This window comes from Sinorhizobium fredii NGR234, from assembly GCF_000018545.1.
Taxonomy (GTDB): domain Bacteria; phylum Pseudomonadota; class Alphaproteobacteria; order Rhizobiales; family Rhizobiaceae; genus Sinorhizobium; species Sinorhizobium fredii_A.
This window is the reverse complement of record NC_012587.1, coordinates 1,672,017-1,687,040: the sequence shown is the minus strand read 5'-3', so window position 1 is coordinate 1,687,040 and position 15,024 is coordinate 1,672,017. Positions and strand designations below refer to the sequence as shown.

At 62.4% G+C, this 15,024-nt stretch carries 16 protein-coding genes; 8 read left to right on the top strand and 8 right to left on the bottom strand.

Translation table 11 applies throughout. The features are described 5' to 3' along the window. The first annotated feature begins 126 nt into the window (after positions 1-126). Entirely contained in the window at positions 127-954 is an 828-nt protein-coding gene (locus NGR_RS19455; RefSeq protein ID WP_012708176.1) for an RNA methyltransferase, read from the top strand. Beyond that, the gene (murI, locus tag NGR_RS19450) at positions 941-1,744 is read left to right on the top strand and encodes a glutamate racemase (RefSeq protein WP_012708175.1); all 804 of its coding nucleotides are present in this window, start codon (positions 941-943) and stop codon (positions 1,742-1,744) included. Before NGR_RS19455 ends, murI begins: the two co-directional genes overlap by 14 nt. 3 nt (positions 1,745-1,747) lie before the next feature. Here the strand turns inward: murI and NGR_RS19445 are convergent, their stop codons facing one another. Further along, positions 1,748-1,924 (bottom strand): hypothetical protein, encoded by a 177-nt coding sequence (locus tag NGR_RS19445; RefSeq protein WP_012708174.1) that lies wholly within the window; start codon positions 1,922-1,924, stop codon positions 1,748-1,750. A gap of 243 nt (positions 1,925-2,167) precedes the next feature. On the opposite strand from NGR_RS19445, the gene NGR_RS19440 reads away from it, so the two are divergent. Then, positions 2,168-3,682: an ATP-binding protein gene (locus NGR_RS19440; protein ID WP_012708173.1), complete on the top strand. Its 1,515-nt coding sequence runs from the start codon at positions 2,168-2,170 to the stop codon at positions 3,680-3,682. 79 nt (positions 3,683-3,761) lie between these two features. Here the strand turns inward: NGR_RS19440 and NGR_RS19435 are convergent, their stop codons facing one another. Continuing rightward, positions 3,762-4,097, bottom strand: a complete 336-nt coding sequence (locus tag NGR_RS19435; RefSeq protein WP_164924339.1) for a cupin domain-containing protein — start codon at positions 4,095-4,097, stop codon at positions 3,762-3,764. Positions 4,098-4,212: 115 nt separating this feature from the next. Between NGR_RS19435 and NGR_RS19430 the strand changes: the two genes are divergently transcribed. The 5 genes from NGR_RS19430 to NGR_RS19410 all read left to right on the top strand — a co-directional run bounded on the left by NGR_RS19430 (position 4,213) and on the right by NGR_RS19410 (position 8,561). Continuing rightward, complete coding sequence (locus NGR_RS19430) at positions 4,213-4,740, top strand: MarR family winged helix-turn-helix transcriptional regulator (protein ID WP_012708171.1); 528 nt, start codon at positions 4,213-4,215, stop codon at positions 4,738-4,740. A gap of 226 nt (positions 4,741-4,966) precedes the next feature. Beyond that, a complete protein-coding gene (rpsD, locus tag NGR_RS19425) occupies positions 4,967-5,584 on the top strand; it encodes a 30S ribosomal protein S4 (RefSeq protein WP_012708170.1) in 618 nt (205 codons plus the stop codon). Between the two features lie 144 nt (positions 5,585-5,728). Then, positions 5,729-6,676 (top strand): glutaminase, encoded by a 948-nt coding sequence (locus tag NGR_RS19420; protein ID WP_012708169.1) that lies wholly within the window; start codon positions 5,729-5,731, stop codon positions 6,674-6,676. A 173-nt stretch (positions 6,677-6,849) separates the two neighbouring features. Continuing rightward, positions 6,850-7,740: a tRNA 2-thiocytidine(32) synthetase TtcA gene (gene ttcA / locus NGR_RS19415; protein WP_012708168.1), complete on the top strand. Its 891-nt coding sequence runs from the start codon at positions 6,850-6,852 to the stop codon at positions 7,738-7,740. Further along, the gene (locus tag NGR_RS19410; protein ID WP_012708167.1) at positions 7,737-8,561 is read left to right on the top strand and encodes an inositol monophosphatase family protein; all 825 of its coding nucleotides are present in this window, start codon (positions 7,737-7,739) and stop codon (positions 8,559-8,561) included. Before ttcA ends, NGR_RS19410 begins: the two co-directional genes overlap by 4 nt. A 63-nt stretch (positions 8,562-8,624) precedes the next feature. On the opposite strand, the gene NGR_RS19405 is transcribed toward NGR_RS19410, so the two are convergent. The 6 genes from NGR_RS19405 to purL form a co-directional block, all read right to left on the bottom strand. Further along, the gene (locus NGR_RS19405; protein ID WP_164924623.1) at positions 8,625-9,854 is read right to left on the bottom strand and encodes a multidrug effflux MFS transporter; all 1,230 of its coding nucleotides are present in this window, start codon (positions 9,852-9,854) and stop codon (positions 8,625-8,627) included. 150 nt (positions 9,855-10,004) lie between these two features. Then, the gene (locus NGR_RS19400) at positions 10,005-11,243 is read right to left on the bottom strand and encodes a multidrug effflux MFS transporter (RefSeq protein ID WP_012708165.1); all 1,239 of its coding nucleotides are present in this window, start codon (positions 11,241-11,243) and stop codon (positions 10,005-10,007) included. Between the two features lie 377 nt (positions 11,244-11,620). Next, positions 11,621-11,956 carry a Grx4 family monothiol glutaredoxin gene (gene grxD / locus NGR_RS19395; RefSeq protein ID WP_012708163.1) on the bottom strand — a complete coding sequence of 112 codons (336 nt, stop codon included), beginning with the start codon at positions 11,954-11,956 and terminating at the stop codon, positions 11,621-11,623. A gap of 132 nt (positions 11,957-12,088) precedes the next feature. Continuing rightward, positions 12,089-12,334 (bottom strand): hypothetical protein, encoded by a 246-nt coding sequence (locus tag NGR_RS19390; protein ID WP_012708162.1) that lies wholly within the window; start codon positions 12,332-12,334, stop codon positions 12,089-12,091. A gap of 6 nt (positions 12,335-12,340) precedes the next feature. Further along, positions 12,341-12,574 (bottom strand): BolA/IbaG family iron-sulfur metabolism protein, encoded by a 234-nt coding sequence (locus NGR_RS19385; RefSeq protein WP_014328481.1) that lies wholly within the window; start codon positions 12,572-12,574, stop codon positions 12,341-12,343. Between the two features lie 128 nt (positions 12,575-12,702). Then, a complete protein-coding gene (gene purL / locus NGR_RS19380; RefSeq protein WP_012708160.1) occupies positions 12,703-14,931 on the bottom strand; it encodes a phosphoribosylformylglycinamidine synthase subunit PurL in 2,229 nt (742 codons plus the stop codon). Between the last annotated feature and the right edge of the window lie 93 nt (positions 14,932-15,024).

Genomic DNA, 15,024 nt, shown 5'->3' with positions numbered 1-15,024 from the left:
CCCATAAGGCAAAGCTTGCTTGGCCGAAACTTTGAGTGAAGCGGTCCGCTGCCGACTTCGGCGTTCCGGCTTTATCTTGCAAGGCTTTTGTGCGAGGGAAGCGGCAAATAGAGGCAGAGTATCCTAATGGCAGGCACCAACAGCGAGCGCGAACTTTTGACCGAAGGTCCGGCGATCATTCTCGCCTATCCGCAGCTCGGCGAAAATATCGGCATGGTGGCGCGCGCCATGGCGAATTTCGGGCTGTCGGAGCTGCGTCTCGTCAATCCGCGCGACGGCTGGCCGAATGAAAAGGCACGCTCGGCCGCGAGCCGCGCCGACCACGTGATCGACGGCGCCAAGCTCTACAATTCGCTCGAGGAGGCGATTGCGGACCTCAACTTCGTCTACGCGACAACGGCTCGCGACCGTGACGGTTACAAGCCGGTGCGTTCGCCGATCGTCGCCGCTCGCACGCTGCGGCAGCGCTTCAAGGTCGGAGAGGCGATAGGCATCATCTTCGGCCGCGAGCGCACGGGATTGACGAATGAAGAAGTGGCGTTGGCCGACGAGATCGTCACATTCCCGGTCAATCCGGCATTCGCTTCGCTCAATCTCGCCCAGGCCGTGCTGCTGATGTCCTATGAGTGGATGAAGACGGGCATGGAGTCGGAGGATCAAACGTCGTTCCAGGCGATTGAGCAGCGGCCGGCAACCAAGGAGCATCTCCAGGGGCTGTTCGATCATCTCGAAGACGCGCTCGATGCGCGCAATTATTTTCGCTCCGCCGACAAAAGGCCGAAATTGGTGGAAAATCTTCGCGCTGTCCTGACCAGGCCATCCTTCAGCGAATCCGAAATCCAGGTGCTGCGCGGCGTCATCTCATCGCTCGACCGGTTCACGCGCGAAAATCCGCGCGGCTCAGGGGCGCCGGCCCGCAGCAGGAAAGTGCAGGGCGGCAGTGACGACGACTGACCTCAAACCCATTCTCGTCTTCGACAGCGGCATCGGCGGCCTGACGGTGCTGCGTGAGGCGCGCGTGCTGATGCCGGAGCGGCACTTCATCTATGTCGCCGACGATGCGGGCTTTCCCTATGGCGGCTGGGAGGAGGGGGCACTAAAGGAGCGGGTGATCGCCCTCTTCGGCGACTTGCTCAGAGAGCACGACCCGGAAATCTGCATCATCGCCTGCAACACGGCCTTCACGCTGGTTGGAGCAGACTTGCGCGCCGCCTATCCGCAGATGACCTTCGTCGGCACGGTGCCGGCAATCAAACCCGCGGCGGAGCGGACGCGTTCAGGGTTGGTCTCGGTCCTGGCAACGCCCGGCACGGTGAAGCGCGCCTATACGCGCGATCTCATCCAGTCCTTCGCCTCCCAATGCCATGTGCGGCTGGTCGGTTCGGAGAACCTGGCGCGCATGGCAGAGGCCTATATTCGGGGCGAGAAGCTCGAGGACGAGATAGTGCTGGCGGAGATCGCCCCATGCTTCGTCGAGATGGACGGCAGGAAGACCGATATCGTCGTGCTCGCCTGCACGCATTATCCTTTCATGGAGAACGTCTTCCGGCGGCTGGCGCCCTGGCCGGTCGACTGGCTGGATCCGGCTGAGGCGATCGCGCGCCGGGCGCGCTCGCTCGTGCCGCTGCCAAACGGTTTCGAGCCATTGAACGGCGAGGACCCGGCGATTTTCACCTCCGGGAAGCCCGATTTCGCCACGCGACGCCTGATGCAGGGCTTTGGACTTACCGTGCGTTCCGCATAGGCGTCAGAAGGCTGTGGGCAGAATAAAGGCGGCCACTGCGAGCACAATCGCGATCGCAAGAGCCAGGCTGAGCCAGGAGCGCCGCGCTTCGGCCCGCGAGATGACGCGGTAGGCGTGTTCGCCCGTCTCGCGCATATGCTTGTCGAATTGAAAGTGGTTCTCGGTTTCGCGCTGGGACATTGGAAATGAACGAATCCTACGGGAGCCTGCTGTGAGGCGGTGTCAGAGACATAGGACCAGTCTCAGCTACTTTCAACTTTAACGCGCGATCTTCCTGCGAAGCATTTTCGCTGTCTCCGGAGCCAAAGGTATTCCTGTGAGTTGTCGGAATAGCAGTCCTGACGAGGGGCAAAACCGTGCTAGGTGTCGCCTGTTTGGCGCTCCCCGGCGGATCGCGAATCAATCCGTGACGAAGAGGTGGGAATGAAAGTCGGCATCGACATGGGAACGACGTCCGAAGGGACTTCGGCCTCGCTCGATATCGAGGAGCTTCTGGCGACGCGTCTCCTGGTGCAGGGTAATTCCGGTTCCGGGAAGTCGCATCTGTTGCGCCGCCTGCTCGAACAGTCCGCACCCTGGGTGCAGCAATGCATCATCGACCCGGAAGGCGATTTCGTGACGCTCGCCGACAAATTCGGCCATGTGGTGGTCGAGGGAGAGCGTACCGACGCCGAGCTGGCCGGCATTGCGACGCGTATCCGCCAACACCGCGTTTCCTGCGTACTTTCGCTAGAAGGCCTGGACATCGAGCAGCAGATGCGCAGCGCCGGTGTGTTCCTGAATGCGATGTTCGATGCGGATCGTGACTATTGGTATCCGGTTCTGGTCGTCGTGGACGAGGCGCAGATGTTCGCGCCTTCCGTCGGTGGCGACGTGTCGGAAGAGGCGCGCAAGATCTCGCTCGGCGCGATGACCAACCTGATGTGCCGCGGCCGCAAGCGCGGGCTTGCCGGCGTGATCGCGACGCAGCGCCTGGCGAAGCTTGCCAAGAACGTCGCGGCGGAAGCCTCCAACTTCCTGATGGGGCGCACCTTCCTCGATATCGACATGCAGCGCGCCGCCGATCTGCTCGGCATGGACCGGCGCACGGCCGAAATGTTCCGCGACCTGAAGCGCGGCTCCTTCGTGGCACTCGGCCCGGCGCTTTCCCGCCGGCCGCTGAAGGTGACGATCGGATCCGTCGAGACTTCGGCGCGCTCGACGAGCCCGAAGCTGATGCCGCTGCCGGAAGCGCCGCAGGACGTCGAGGACCTGATCTTCACGCCGGACCCGGAAGAGCTCAGCCGGCCCGTTGTCCGGCGTGCGGTGCCTCAGCCGCGCCCGGCCAGCGATATCCTCGCGGAGTTGGCGCGGCCGCGTCCGGAGCCCGTGGCGCCGTTGGAACTCAAGCCGGCACAGCCGGAGATTTCGGCGGAGAAACGCGAAGCCATGCTCGATGGACTGTTCGCCGAGATTCTTGCAAATCCCGAGGCGGCGTTCCGGCCGGACGCTGAACTTTACCAAGATTTCCTCGTCCGCTGCCGCATTCGCCGCGTGCCCGGTTCCGCACCGTCTCTGGGTGTCTTCCGGCGTAAAATGGCAGTCGCCCGGTCGGGCGTCGATTCAGAAACGGCGGCGACCGAGGCCTGGGCCGCCGCGCTTCGACTGGCCGATCGGGTAACGGAAGACCTGCAGGCCGTCTTCCTGATGATGGCACAGGCGGCCGTTCGTGGCCTGCCGTGCCCTTCGGACACGATGATCGCGCGCGCCTACGGTACGCACTCGGCGCGTCGTGCGCGTCGTCTGCTCGGCTATTTCGAGGAGCAGGGACTGATCGTCGTGCATGCGGATTTCTCCGGCAAGCGCATCGTCGCCTTTCCCGATCTTGCGGCGGAAACTGCACCAGGTGACGCGAACGGGCCTGATGCGGCGAATCAGGCGGCTACCGCGGCGGAGTGATTCTGTCGCTCGTCAGAGACTTCCTCCCTGTGCACATACATGCAGCCGGCACACGCTGTGGCCCCCTTGCGCACCTGAACTAGAGCCAGGTTTGAATGACGTGGTCGGAGGCGTGGATACAGGTCATCTCCAGCCGCGTCGTACCAGTATTGACGAACCGGTGCGGTGTCTCCGGGTCGACGACGATGATATCGCCGGCCTCACCCTTGATCGTCTGCTCGCCGACGGTGAACTCCGCTTCGCCGGAGTGGACGATCCAGGTCTCTGGATAGGGATGGACATGAAGCGCCGGTCCCTGACCCGGCTCGGCATCCATCAGGAAGAGCGAAATCGGTGCTCCATATCGCCCGCCTTCGAAAAGGATCGTTCGGTTGGGGCTTTGCTTCTGCTCAGAACGAGGAATGACATGAAACATGCTGGCCTCCATCTCGGTCCGGTTGGCTTCATGCGAGGAATGATTTATCTTCACGAGAAGATATTATCGGAAATTATCTTCTCGTCAAGATATATTGGCAGACCCGAGGTGAGCGATGCAGGATGGGAAAGAGGAAAGGGACCATGTCGACCGATTGCGGGCGCAGTGGGCACGTGAGTTGCCGGACCTCGATACCGAGCCGATGGCGATCCTCGGGCGCGCCTACCGCCTGTCGAATCTCGTGCGGCCTTCGATCGAGGAGACCTTCGCCTCGTTCGGCCTCGACCGCGGCGAGTTCGACGTGATCTCGACGCTGAGGCGGTCCGGGCCACCCTATCGGCTGACACCGACCGACCTCTATACGCTGTTGATGATTTCGTCGGGCGGACTCACGCACCGGCTCGATCGTCTGCAGAAGGCGGGGCTGATTATCCGCGAGCGCTCGGTATCCGACGGCCGCAGCAGCGTCGTCGGGCTGAGCGAGAAGGGGATAGCGCTTGCGGAATCGGCGTTTCGCGCCGACATGGCGAGCGAAGCCCGCTATCTCGATGGGCTTGGCAAAGAGGAGCGCGCCGCACTGGCAGCACTCCTAAGGAAACTGCTCGTCTCCCTGGAGGCGGCTGAGAGGGGCGATCCCGCCTGAACTGTTGCAGGCGCCGCGATTTCGTTTGACAAGGCCGGCTGGAACCACTAAAGCCGCCCCAACGCCGGGCAGCAATGCTCGGTGTTTCATTTGACATGTCCCGTGGTTTCTCCGGCAGCGTGCTCGTGAGAAGCCTGTCAGAACCCCGAAAATGGGTTCAGAGGAGGGCGTGTTTCCTTGATCCGGTTTGGCGACAAACCGGTGCAACTATTTGAAAGGAAATGCGATGAGCAAGCGCGAATCGTCCAAGTACAAAATTGACCGCCGTATGGGCGAAAACATCTGGGGCCGTCCGAAGTCCCCGGTGAACCGTCGTGAATACGGCCCCGGCCAGCACGGTCAGCGCCGCAAGTCCAAGCTTTCCGACTTCGGTGTGCAGCTGCGCGCCAAGCAGAAGCTGAAGGGTTACTACGGCGACATCCGTGAAAAGCAGTTCCGCGCCATCTTCGCCGAAGCTTCCCGCCGCAAGGGCGACACCCCGGAAAACCTGATCGGCCTGCTCGAGTCGCGGCTCGACGCGATCGTCTACCGCGCCAAGTTCGTCCCGACCGTCTTTGCCGCCCGCCAGTTCGTCAACCATGGCCACGTCAAGGTCAACGGCGTTCGCGTCAACATCGGTTCCTACCGTTGCAAGGCGGGCGACGTCATCGAGGTTAAGGAAAAGTCCAAGCAGCTCGTTTCGGTCCTCGAATCGGTTCAGCTCGCCGAGCGTGACGTTCCGGACTACATCGAAGCCGACCACAACAAGATGGTCGCGACGTTCGTCCGCGTTCCGGCCCTGACCGACGTTCCGTATCCGGTCGTCATGGAGCCGCACCTGGTCGTCGAATTCTATTCGCGTTAATCCGGGTCAGGCCTGTCAATTACGAAAACCGCCCGGAGACGGGCGGTTTTTTTGTACGTGAATGTCGGAACGAACCCACCGGGCTTGAACTGGGATGCGCGTTGAGCCGCCCATCCTTTCCCGATCGAGATCGAGGAGTGCCGTATGCCGGAGCAGAAAGCGCCACAGGATCTGCAACTGATCCTCGACGACATCTATCGCGAGCTGACGCCGCGCTTGGGCGAGGGCAAGGTTGCCGATTACATACCTCAGCTTGCCCGCGTTAATCCGCAGCATTTCGGCATGGCGATCGTCACGACGGGCGGCGAGGTGCATCGCGTCGGCGATGCGGAGGTGCCGTTCTCGATCCAGAGCATTTCCAAGGTGTTCACGCTGACGCTGGCGCTCGGCAAGCATGGCGAGAATATCTGGCACCGGGTCGGGCGCGAGCCGTCCGGTTCGGCCTTCAACTCGATCGTGCAGCTCGAGCATGAAGGCGGCAAGCCGCGTAATCCGTTCATCAATGCCGGGGCGATCACGATCAGCGACCTGATCCTCGCCGGCCATACGCCGAAGGAGTTGATCGGCGAAATCGTGCGCTTCGTCCGCTATCTCGCCGACGACGAGAATATCGTCATCGACCACGAGGTGGCCCGCTCCGAGACCGTCACCGGCTTCCGCAATTTCGCGCTCGCGAGTTTCATGCGCTCCTTCGGACGCCTCGATCATCCGGTCGAGCACGTCCTCGGCGTCTATTTCCATCATTGCGCGCTGGCGATGACCTGCAGCCAGCTCGCCAAGGCCGGGCTTTTCCTCGCCGCCGGCGGCACCAATCCGCTGACCGGCCATTCGGTCGTGTCGCGCCAGCGGGCCCGGCGCATCAATGCGCTGATGCTGACCTGCGGCCATTACGACGGATCCGGCGATTTCGCCTATCGCGTCGGCTTGCCCGGCAAGAGCGGCGTCGGTGGCGGCATCATGGCTGTCGCACCCGGCAAGGCCTCCATTGCCGTCTGGTCGCCGGGCCTTAACGAGAACGGCAATTCGTTGCTGGGATCCCTTGCGCTCGAAATGCTTGCCGCCCGCACCGGCTGGTCGGTCTTCGGCCCGTGAGAACGGAGGAGGACGCTGCCCCTCATCCGCCTGCCGGCACCTTCTTGAATGTTAGATTTCTGGCATGAAGGGCTTTGCCGGCCCCTTTCCCCTTGATATCCGACACCAGACCGGGCAAGTGGTTCAGGCCTTTGGGCGGACCTTTTTCGCCCGCAGAATCCGAGGCTACCGCCATGGAACTCTCACGATCGTCCCAGCGCGAGATGATGGACGTCGCCGTCGATGCGGAGGATAACGCCTTCGACACCGGCGACCATCGGCTGTTTGCGCGAATGCCGTCCTCCGTTTCCTTCAACAAGCTGAGGAAACGCCTGCTGCGCCAGGTGCGTCAGGCTTTTGACGGTTTCGGCATGCTGAAGGGGTCGAAGCGCTGGCTCGTCGGCGTTTCGGGAGGCAAGGACAGTTACAGCCTGCTGGCGCTGCTGATGGACCTCAAATGGCGCGGGCTTCTGCCGGTCGAGCTCATTGCCTGCAATCTCGACCAGGGCCAGCCGAACTTCCCAAAACATATCCTGCCGGACTATCTCGCCTCGATCGGCGTCAGGCACCGGATCGAGTACCGCGACACCTATTCGATCGTGAAGGAAAAGGTGCCGACCGGCGCCACCTACTGTTCGCTCTGTTCCCGGCTGAGACGCGGCAACCTCTACCGCATCGCGCGGGAGGAGGGGTGCGACGCGCTGGTGCTCGGGCATCATCGCGAAGATATTCTCGAAACCTTCTTCATGAATTTCTTCCATGGCGGCCGGCTCGCGTCCATGCCGGCGAAACTTCTCAATGACGAAGGCGATCTGACGGTGCTGCGGCCGCTCACCTATGCCGCCGAGGACGACCTCGCGAAATTCGCCGCGGCGATGGAGTTTCCGATCATCCCCTGCGATCTTTGCGGCTCGCAGGACGGTCTCGAGCGCAACGCGATGAAAGCGATGCTTGCCGATATCGAGCGGCGCATGCCCGGCCGCAAGGACACGATGCTGCGGGCGCTCGGCCATGTGAATCCATCGCATCTCCTCGACCCGAAGCTTTTCGATTTCCAGTCCCTTTCTCCGGAGCCCAAAGAATGAGCCAGTCCGTCGACATCGCCGCCCTTGCCAATCTTCTGCAGGAGGCGGCGGTGAAGGAGATCCTGCCGCGCTTCCGGAACCTGGAATCGGGCGATGTGCGGATGAAGTCCGAGGCGATCGATCTGGTGACCGAAGGCGACGAGGCCGCCGAGCGGCTGATCAAGTCGAAGATCGATGCGGTCGCGCCGGGAGCAGTCTTCATCGGCGAAGAGTCGGTCGCCGCCGACCCCGCCCTCCTCGACAAGCTGGCGGATGCCGACCTTGCCGTCGTCGTCGATCCGATCGACGGGACGTTCAATTTCGCCGCCGGCCTGCCGCTCTTCGGCGTGATGGCGAGTGTCGTTGCCAAGGGCGAGACGGTTGCCGGCATCATCTACGATCCGCTTGGCAATGACTGGGTGATCGCCGAGAAGGGCTCTGGCGCCTGGATGTGTCGGCCGAATGGGTCGCAGGAGAAGCTCTCGGTCACCGCCGGCGTGCCGATCGAAAGCATGGTTGGCGGCGCGTCGACCGGATTCTACAAGGAAGACGACCGCCGGGTCGTCATGGGCAATATGGCCAAGGTGAGGATCGCCACCAGCTACCGCTGCGCGGCGCATGAATACCGCATCTTCGCCGCCGGTCATCTGCACTTCCTGATGTACCAGAAGCTCATGCCGTGGGACCATCTCGCCGGCACTCTGATCGCCGAAGAGGCCGGCGCCTATGCGGCCCGCTTCGACGGATCGCGCTATCTGCCGGCGCATACCAATGGCGGGCTGCTGCTCGCCACGGACAAGGAAAGCTGGGAGGCGCTGCGGCGCGAGGTCTTCACGGTCTGATCAGCGCTCCGCAATATTCATCAATGGACAGAAGCCCGCCCGGACAACCGGGCGGGCTTCCTCTTATATGTGGCCACCGCCGTGATCGTGCTCTGCGGCCTGGTCGCCCGGATGCGTGAAGAGCTTTCCGTTTTCCGCCCAGAGCGTCGCGGCAATGGTCAGTAGCCCGAAGAGGGCGTACCCGCCGAACAAGGGCTGCAGCGTGCCGTTGAAGAGTTGGCCGACGGCGCTGCCGATAAGGGCGCCGGCCGTCGTCGAGATGAAGCCGGTGATCGCCGTCGCCGTTCCGGCGAGATGGCCCATCGGCTCCAGGCTGATCGCCGTGAAGTTGGTGGCGATCACCGCGAAGAACATCAGCAGGACGGAGAACATCAGGTAGCTGACGACGAAGGCCGGAGTGCCGGCCAACGACAGGACGTAGCCCACGGCTGCAAGCAGCGTGAACAGGATCAGCGCGACGTGGGAGATGCGACGCATGCCGAAGCTGCGGACGAAAAAGCCATTGGCAAAGTTTGCGACGGCGATGCCGCCGGCCGTCCCGGCAAAGGCGATCGGCAGCCAATCGGCAAGGCCGTAGATCTCGCCGAAAACCTGCTGCACGCTGACGATGTAGGCGCAGATGACCGCCGTGAACAGCGTCAGGCCGATCATGTAGCCGCAGGTGATGCGGTTCGTCAGCACCGTGCGAAATCCTGAAAGGATAGCGCCGACCGAGAGCGGCAGACGCTCTTCGGCCGGGAGCGACTCCGACATGCGCGTCAGGGCGAGGAAGAACAGGGCCAGGCCGATCAGCCCAATCAGGATGAAGATCCAGTGCCAATCGGCATAGAGGATGACGAGCTGTCCAAGCGACGGGGCGACGATCGGCACGATCATGAAGACGATCATCACATAGGACATGACGCGCGCCATCTCGCGACCGCCGAAACAGTCGCGAACGATCGCCATGGTCGTGATCCGCACGGCAGCGGCACCGATGCCCTGGATGAAACGGAGCACAAGCAGCGCTTCGAAGCTCGCCGCCTGCGAAGCGGCAAAGCTCGAAAAGGTGAAGAAGGCCAGGCCGCCGAGCAGCACGACACGGCGGCCGAAAGCGTCCGAAAGGCTGCCGAAGAAAATCTGCGAGAAGCCGAATCCGAGGAAGAAGATGCCGATGACGAGCTGCGCGTCATTGGCATTGGCGACACCGAACGACTGCCCGATGCTCGAAAGGGCCGGCAGCATGCTGTCGATCGCAAGGGCGACGCTCGCCGTCATCACGGCAATGCTCACGATGAACTCGACGAGGCCCATGCCGATGCGCGCAGCACCCGAAACAGTGTCGGCAGCTTCCGCTTGTTGTGCAGCGTTGGGGGTGTTTTCTGAAATGGAAGTCATTGGAATATCCACAAGAGGCAGATTTGGGAGGAACAATCCGGCCGTCGTGCCGCACCGGGCATCCGGCTAGCCGGCAGGATTGTGCGGTTTGAAAAGCCGGCCACCCTCTGCAATGAGGACAAAGACAAGGGCGAGGACGGCGACGGTGAAAAAGCCGATGGCGAGCGGCGTCACGGTGCCGTCGAAAGCTTGGCCGATAAAGGCGCCGATGGCCGCGCCGCTGATCGTTTGCACAAAGCCGAGAACGGACGAGGCCGTACCGGCCACATGCCCGAGCGGCTCCATGGCCATGGCGTTGAAGTTTGCGAAGATCACGCCGAACTGGAACATCGCCGCGGCATAGAGGACCACGAAGATGGGCAACGGCAATGGCCCGGCCAGCGACGCCGACATCCAGACGAAGCTCGCCAGGGTGAAGCCGAGCAGGGCGGCATGCGATAGGGCCCGCATGCCGAACCGCTGCACGAGACGAGAATTGGCGAAGGAGGCGACCGCCATCAGACCGGCGAAACCCGCAAAGGCGACTGGAAACCACACGCCGAGGCCGTAGATGCCGACGAGCACCTGCTGGGCCGAATTGACGAAGCCGAAGAGCGCGCCGAAGATCACGGATGTCGCCAGGGTGTAGAAGAGGGCGATCCGGTTGGTCAGCACGATACGGAAGCCGTCCAGGACCGCAGCCGCCGTGAGGGGACGCCGATTTTCTGGAGCCAGGGTCTCCTTCAACCGCACAGCGACGGGCGCCGAGGCGGCAAGCGCGTAGAGCGCGATCACGACAAAGATCATGTGCCATTCCGCGAAGAGCATGATCAATTGGCCGATGCTCGGGGCGATGACCGGAACGATCATGAACACCATCATGACCAGTGACATGATCTCCGCCATCTGGCGGCCGCCATAGATGTCGCGCACGACGGAGACTGCCACGACCCGAATTGCCGCCGCGCCGACGCCTTGAACGAACCGGAAGAAAAGAAGTGTCGCGAAGGTAGGAACGAAAACAATAGCCAGTGCGCTCAAGGCATAAAGTGCCAGGCCGCCGAGCAGCGGCGCCTTCCGCCCGAGCCGGTCGGAAAGCGGCCCGAAGAAAAGCTGCGCGAAACCCATGCCGAACAGATAGGCGGACAAGATATATTGCCGGTCGTTCTCATCGGCGACCCCAAGGCTCGCACCGATCTCCTGCAGCCCCGGCAGCATGATGTCGATGGAAATCGCGTTGATGGACATCAGCATCGCCATCAGGGCGATGAACTGAGCCTTGCTCAGGCCGGAAAGCATGGCGGTTTTATCTATCGGCTTGGTCATTTCATGAATCCCACTGACCGTCAGCAAAGCAGCCGGTCCAGAGCTGGCCGCCTTAATGTGGAAGGCGCAGCACATTCTTCAATATGTTGATCTGTCTTTAAAATTTCGGTTTTCGGTCGAGCCGCACCGCTTGCTGCTCGGAATATGCTTGCTGCGTGAACGCACGCCCTAGAATAGGGCAATGCGATCCGTCGATCGCCCTCATTGAGGGCAAGTTCAGAGGCTGTCGATGCACGACCGTCGAAAGCGCGTTCCGAGCGGGGAATTTTTCCGCCTGGTGATGGAGCACATCGAAAATTAGCCGAGAGGCATATAGTCCCGGAATCAAAAAAGGCGGTCGGCCCGCCTTTTCCGAAATCTGTTCGGTATGGACGGTATCAGGCAGCGCCCTTTACGGAAATTCCCTGTCCTTCAAGATGCTCCTGCAACTCGCCCGCCTGGAACATCTCGCGCACGATGTCGCAACCGCCGACGAACTCGCCCTTCACGTAGAGCTGCGGAATGGTCGGCCAGTTGGAGTAGTCCTTGATGCCCTGGCGCAGGTCCGCATCGGCGAGCACGTTGATGCCCTTGTAGTCGACGCCGATGTAGTCGAGGATCTGCACCACCTGGCCGGAGAAACCACACTGCGGAAACTGCGGCGTGCCCTTCATAAAGAGAACGACGTCGTTCGTCTTGACTTCGTTGTCGATGAAATCGTGAATTCCGCTCATGTTGTCTTCCTTCCTGGCCGGCTTCAAGGACCGGATGTCGCCTTTGCAGCTTAAATAGCATGCATGGGCGCGGTTTTCACCACCAATCTCGTTAAATATTGATGGTCCTCAAAATTTGGCTTTCGAACCACCTCAGGCGGTGCGGCGGCGCACTTTGCTGCGCGAAGCCGCGGTGCGGCGCCGGCTCACTTGTTTCTTTGCCGGCTTGCGGATCGCCGCCTCGATGATGTCCGCAAGGATACCGCCGCCCGTCGACGATTTTCTTGTACGGCGCTTCGTGCGTCGCGTTGCGCTTGTTCTCGCACCCGCCTTTTTTAGAATTTCCTTCAGCGCGCTGTCGACTACGCCGCTGACGAGTTCCTTGATCAGATCCGCCATACGCAGCTACTCCGGCGCGCTGGTCTGCAGGGCGAGCGCATGAAGAATGCCGCCCATATTTCCTTTGAGAGCGTTGTAGACCATCTGGTGCTGCTGCACGCGGGTCTTGCCACGAAACGCTTCGGCCACGACTTCGGCGGCATAGTGGTCGCCGTCACCGGCCAAATCGCGGATCGTGACCTTGGCACCGGGAATTCCGGCCTTGATCATGTCTTCGATGTCGCCTGGTGTCATGGGCATGATATGCGAACTCCCTTGTTATTTTTCTGCGGCGACAGGAATGCTGCCACCGCCCGTGAGATCAAGGGAACCACGATTCAGGGGCGGAAGGCAAATGGTGATTTGCCTCTCTCGCGCCCCGTCTACCGTCAATTGTCCGGTGCGAGATCGCCGCCCATATAGGTGGGGAACCAGGCTTCGTGGGCGGAACGCAGTTCGTTCACCGAGACTGTATTCGCATCGCCGAGTTTCACCGAATCGCCGCCGGTCTTGCCGATAACCGGCAGGTCGATGCCGGCAACCGCCGCCCGTGCAGCAACCGCATCGATCTTGTCGGCAGCGACCGTCACGACATAGCGGCCCTGGTCCTCACCGTAGAAGGCCGCAATCGGATCGTTCTCCGGAGCCGCAATCGTCGCGCCGATGCCGGAGGCGATCGCCATCTCGGCGACGGCGAGCGCCAGCCCACCCGACGAGCAGTCGTGCACGGCGGTGACAAGTCCGTCCGCGATCAGGTCGCGAACGAAGTCGCCAATCTTGCGCTCGTGCGCCAGATCGACATGCGGCGCCGGACCATCGGTGCGGCCGTGGATATCGCGCATATAGACAGACTGGGCGATATGGCTGCCCATCCCTTCCGGCGCGCCGGCAAGCAGGATCGCCTCATCGGCTGCCGCAAAACGGATGCGCGCCATCCTCGCCCAATCGCTGATCAGGCCCACGCCGCCGATCGTCGGGGTCGGCAGGATTCCCTGGCCATTCGTCTCGTTGTAGAGCGAGACGTTGCCGGAGACGATCGGGAAATCGAGCGCGCGGCAAGCCTCGCCGATGCCTTTGATCGCGTGAACGAACTGGCTCATGATTTCCGGACGTTCGGGGTTGCCGAAGTTCAGGTTGTCCGTCGCGGCAAGCGGCAGCGCACCAGTGGCGGTAAGGTTGCGCCAGCACTCGGCGACGGCCTGCTTGCCGCCTTCATAAGGATCGGCCTCGACATAGCGCGGCGTGACGTCGGAGGAGAAGGCGAGCGCCTTCGTCGCGTGGCCCTCGACGCGGACGACGCCGGCGTCGCCGCCCGGCAGTTGCAGCGAATTGCCCTGGATCAGCGTGTCGTATTGCTCGTAGACCCAGCGGCGCGAGGAATTGTTGGCGGAACCCACAAGCTTCAGAAGCGCCTCGGCGACGTCGGCCTGGGGAATGTCGTTGGTGGCAAGCGGCGAGGGCGTCTTGGCCGGGGTCCAGGGGCGATCATATTCCGGCGCCTCGTCGCCGAGTTCCTTGATCGGCAGGTTCGCCACTTCATCGCCCTGATGCAGGATGCGGAAGCGCAGGTCGTCGGTCGTCTTGCCGACGATCGCAAAATCGAGCCCCCATTTGACGAAGATAGCCTTGGCTTCCTCTTCCTTTTCCGGGCGCAGCACCATCAGCATGCGCTCCTGGCTCTCCGAAAGCATCATCTCGTAGGCGGTCATGTGCTCCTCGCGCACCGGCACCTTGTCGAGGTCGAGTTCGATGCCGAGATCGCCCTTGGCGCCCATCTCGACGGCGGAGCAGGTGAGGCCGGCCGCACCCATGTCCTGGATTGCGATGACGGCGCCGGTCTGCATCAGTTCGAGGCAGGCTTCGAGGAGGCACTTTTCGGTGAAGGGGTCGCCGACCTGCACGGTCGGGCGCTTCTCCTCGATCGACTCGTCGAACTCGGCCGACGCCATGGTGGCGCCGCCGACGCCGTCGCGGCCGGTCTTGGCGCCGAGATAGACGACGGGGAGGCCGACGCCTTCCGCCTTCGAGTAGAAGATCGCATCGCTCTTCGCGAGGCCTGCCGCAAAGGCGTTGACGAGGATATTGCCGTTGTAGCGCGCGTCGAACTCGACCTCGCCGCCGACGGTGGGAACGCCGAATGAGTTGCCGTAGCCGCCGACCCCGGCGACGACGCCGGAAACGAGGTGACGGGTCTTCGGATGGTCCGGCGAACCGAAGCGAAGCGCGTTCATCGCGGCAATGGGGCGCGCACCCATGGTGAAGACGTCGCGCAGGATGCCGCCGACGCCGGTCGCCGCGCCCTGATACGGCTCGATATAGGAGGGATGGTTGTGGCTCTCCATCTTGAAGACCACGCAGTCGCCGTCATCGATATCGACTACACCGGCGTTCTCGCCCGGGCCCTGAATGACGCGCGGTCCCTTGGTCGGCAGCATGCGGAGCCATTTCTTCGAGGACTTGTAGGAGCAGTGTTCGTTCCACATCGCCGAGAAGATGCCGAGTTCGGTAAAGGTCGGCTCGCGGCCGATGAGATTCAGGATCCGCTCGTACTCGTCGGGCTTCAGCCCGTGCGAGGCGATGAGGTCCGGGGTGATGGGGCGGGTGTTGGAAATCGTCATCGTCGACCGTCAAATCCTTCGAGCGGCGCGCAACCCTTCCGACAGGGACACGGCGCGTGCGAACCGCAACAGACACAGGGGGCGCTTTGCGGC